The following is a 3,383-nucleotide window of genomic DNA, read 5'->3' as shown; positions in this document are numbered from 1 at the left end:
CGCAAGCCTGGTTCAACGACGCGTGGTTCGCGCGAGTCGCCAAGACCTATGGCAGCACCGGCAAGGTCAGCTATTACGACGTGCCAGTGGCGCTCGACAATGCGCCGCTGCCGGAAAGCGTTGCGGCGAAATAACCGTTCGACCGGCACCGCGTCCGCGCGGTGCCGGTTACAAGCGCGGGCTTATACCGCGCCGTGGCAATGCTTGTATTTGCGGCCCGATCCGCATGGGCACGGCGAATTGCGGCTGACGGTACCTTCCCACGCCGCCGGATCCTGCCCGATCGCGCTGCCATCGGGCTGCGGGATCGACAGCGGCGGCAGCCGCGTGGTGATCAGGCCGCTACCGGCATCGCGATCGTACGTGTCGTCCTCGCCGCTGAACGGATCGAAATGCGATGTGATAAAATCGGGCAAGCTCGGTAGCGCCGGCGCTTCCTCGATCTGGAACTGCGCGAAGGCGATCGTCCGGGTGACATCCTCGCGAATGTTGGTCAGCATCCGCTCGAACAGCGAAAACGCTTCCTGCTTATATTCGTTGATCGGCGTCTTCTGCGCATAGGCGCGCAAATGCACGACCTGGCGCAGCGCATCGAGCGTTGAAAGATGCTCTTTCCAGTGATGATCGAGATTCTGCAGCAGAATCGACTTTTCGACGCGAATCCACGTTTCCGGATCGAGCGACGCGGCCTTTTCCCCGACCATCGCGTCAGCCATTTTCTGGACTCGGTCTTCGATGATCTCAGGATCGATCGCTTCTTCCTGGAGCCACGCCTCGATTTGCGGCTCGATATTGAGCGTCTCGGCCAGCCCGGCCTTCATCCCGGCAATGTCCCATTGCTCCGGGTAGGTTCCCGGAGGGCACGCCCCGCCGACGATCGTGTTGACCGTCTCGGCGCGCATATCCTCGACCACGTCGCCGACGGTATCGGCATCCATGATGTCGGCGCGCTGTTCATAGATCACCTTGCGCTGATCGTTCATCACGTCGTCATATTCGACGACCTGTTTGCGGATGTCGTAATTGCGCGCCTCGACCTTTTTCTGCGCGGTCTCGATCGCCTTGGACAGCCACTTGCTGCCGATCGCCTCGCCATCGCCAATGTTCGAGCGCATCATCTTCGCAAACAAAGTGTCGGGGCCGAAGATGCGCAGCAGATCGTCGTCGAGACTGAGGTAGAAGCGCGACAGGCCCGGATCGCCCTGGCGACCCGAACGACCGCGCAGCTGGTTGTCAATCCGGCGGCTCTCATGCCGTTCGGTGCCGAGCACGAACAGCCCGCCGGCGGCCAGCACTTCGGCCTTTTCGACCGCGATCTGCGCCTTGATTCGCGCGACTTCCGCGTCGCGCTCGGGCCCTTCGGGCATGTCCGAAAGCTCGTCTGCGACCATGAATTCGAGATTGCCGCCAAGCTGAATGTCGGTGCCGCGCCCGGCCATGTTGGTGGCGATCGTCACCACGCTCTTGCGCCCCGCCTGCGCCACGATATGCGCCTCGCGCTCATGCTGGCGCGCGTTGAGCACCTCGTGCTTAACGCCTTCCTTGACGAGGAACTCGCTCAGCAATTCCGACTTTTCGATCGACACCGTGCCGACCAGCACCGGCTGGCCGAGATCGGCGTGATGCTTGATCTTCTTGGCGATCGCGGCGAATTTGTCGGCGGTGTCCTTGTAGAATTCGTCTTCCTCATCGATCCGCTTGACGCTGACGTTGGTCGGGATCGTCACCACGTTCATCTTGTAGATGTCGTAAAATTCCGCCGCCTCGGTCGCGGCGGTACCCGTCATGCCGCTGAGCTTGGGGTACATGCGGAAATAATTCTGGAAGGTGATCGACGCCATCGTCTGGTTCTCGGGCTCGATCTCGACGCCCTCCTTCGCTTCGACTGCCTGGTGCAAACCGTCCGACCAGCGCCGCCCGTCCATCATGCGGCCGGTGAACTCGTCGATGATGATGACCTTGCCATCCTTGACGATATAATCGGTGTCGGCGCGGAACATCATGTTCGCGCGCAGCGCCTGGTTGAGGTGGTGCACGACCTGGGTATTTTCGAAATCATAGAGGTTGGCGCCCTCGAGCAGCCCGGCGGTCTCGAGCATCCGCTCGACCTTCTCGGTGCCGTCCTCGGTCAGGATGATCGACTTCTGCTTCTCGTCCTTCTCGTAATCCTCCGGGCTCAACTCCTTCACGACGAGATCGACCGAGCGATACAGATCGGACTTGTCGTCGGTCGGGCCGGAGATGATCAACGGCGTGCGCGCTTCGTCGATCAGCACCGAATCGACCTCGTCGACGATCGCCATCGCAAACGGGCGCTGGACCATCGATTCGCGGTCATACTTCATATTGTCGCGCAGATAATCGAAGCCGAACTCGTTGTTCGTCCCGTAGGTGATGTCGGCGGCATAGGCGTCGCGGCGCTCCTGGTCCGACAGGTTCGGCACGATCACGCCCACCGTCATGCCAAGGAAGCTGTAGACCTGCCCCATCCATCCGGCGTCGCGTGCGGCAAGGTAATCGTTCACCGTGATGACGTGGACACCCTTGCCCGGCAGCGCATTGAGATAGACCGCGAGCGTGGCGACCAGCGTCTTGCCCTCGCCGGTGCGCATTTCGGCGATTTCGCCGCGGTGAAGCACGATCCCGCCGACCATCTGCACGTCATAATGCCGCTGGCCCAGCACGCGCTTGGCTGCCTCGCGCACCGTCGCGAACGCCTCGGGCAGCAAAGCGTCGAGCGTTTCGCCCTCCGCAAGCCGCGCGCGGAACGTGACCGTCTGCCCGGCGAGCGCCTCGTCAGACATCGCTTGCAGGGTTGGCTCGAACGCGCCGACCTTGTCGACGATCGTGCCGAGCGATTTGACATACCGGTCGTTCGACGACCCGAAGAGCGATTTGGCAATGCCGCCGAGCATATGGATTTCCTGAGATAAAGAGAAATGGCCCGCGCGCCGCGCGGTGCCGAAAGACGCGAGAAGAGTGCGAGCGCGGTCAGCGCCGCCGGATCAAGCCCGCAGGCGATCCAGATACAGGCGCGGGCTGGCGAGCGTCATGCCAGCTACGTGGCTAGCGCACGCAAACCTCTCACCAAGTCCGAATGCACCGAGCAAATGAACATGCCCGCGTGCAGGCCGGACAGCGACGATGGCCTGACGCCGGACACTCGCCGCAAGTGCCGATTGCTGAATCGTCGCCTCAATCGGGCGCGCGCCAACGCTAACGCCGGTCAGCGTTGAAAAGAGCGCGGAAAGAACAAGCAACCAGTTCATCGTACGGTGCCGCATGTAAGGGCTCGATCCCGCAACGTCCATGACGAACTGCGCAAAGCCATATCGACGCCATTCGGCGTACTTAAAGAAATGGTGGAGCCGAGGGGGATCGAA

At 61.9% G+C, this 3,383-nt stretch carries 2 protein-coding genes; both read right to left on the bottom strand.

What is annotated here, in order from left to right; all coding sequences use genetic code 11:
* Nucleotides 1-182: 182 nt before the first annotated feature.
* Nucleotides 183-2,915 carry a preprotein translocase subunit SecA gene (gene secA, locus ABWP09_RS14035; RefSeq protein WP_353205741.1) on the bottom strand — a complete coding sequence of 911 codons (2,733 nt, stop codon included), beginning with the start codon at nucleotides 2,913-2,915 and terminating at the stop codon, nucleotides 183-185.
* 90 nt (nucleotides 2,916-3,005) lie between these two features.
* Nucleotides 3,006-3,383: hypothetical protein (locus tag ABWP09_RS14030; RefSeq protein WP_353205740.1), on the bottom strand; the 378-nt coding region annotated here is incomplete at its 5' end.

This window comes from Sphingomonas sp. (assembly GCF_040398505.1).
Taxonomy (GTDB): Bacteria; Pseudomonadota; Alphaproteobacteria; order Sphingomonadales; family Sphingomonadaceae; genus Sphingomonas.
Note: the sequence above shows the minus strand (reverse complement) of the source record. Positions and strands in the feature narration are given on the sequence as shown.

Coding starts and splice junctions, on each gene's coding strand:
- secA (WP_353205741.1), bottom strand. CDS start 2,915: ATGCTCGGCGGCATTGCCAAATCGCTCTTCGGGTCGTCGAACGACCGG.